This is a genomic window from Prevotella sp. LCP21S3_D2 (assembly GCF_052118345.1).
GTDB lineage: Bacteria > Bacteroidota > Bacteroidia > Bacteroidales > Bacteroidaceae > Prevotella.
The window spans coordinates 1-430 of sequence record NZ_JBQKHJ010000107.1 but is presented as its reverse complement, the minus strand read 5'-3'; the positions used below and the strand labels follow the sequence as shown (position 1 = coordinate 430).

Sequence of the window (430 nt, the reverse complement as noted above, 5' to 3'; positions counted from 1 at the left end):
ACTTAGTATGTAACTGCCAGCTATGCGCCAATCCCCCAAACGACTATTGCCCCACATGTAAGCTTGGTACTTATCTATACCACACTTTATCAAGTTGGCAATTCTCGTTTTTACCCTCTTCCACGACTTCCATATACACATACGTAGCCGTCGCCTTAGCCACTCGTCAGTTTCCATGAGGAAACGTTTCATGTTGGCAAGGTGATAGTAACCTACCCATCCCCTTATGTACTCTTCAAGTTTTTGCTTTCTCTTGGCATATCCCCAACCATTGCTTCGGGAAGTCAACTCCTTGAGTTTGGCTTTCATCCTGGATTTGGCTTTTGGGTGTACCGTGAGTTGGCATTTGCCTTTCATTACATAAAAGGAGTAACCAAGGTATTTCACACCTTGCACATAGGACACAACTGTCTTGTCCCTGTTCACCTTC

The 430-nt window shown here is 44.7% G+C and carries 1 protein-coding gene; it reads right to left on the bottom strand.

Going from position 1 to position 430, the window contains the following annotated elements:
• The coding region (locus ACTQ16_RS16820) for a group II intron maturase-specific domain-containing protein (protein ID WP_441938585.1) at positions 1-430 on the bottom strand (430 nt) is incomplete at both ends.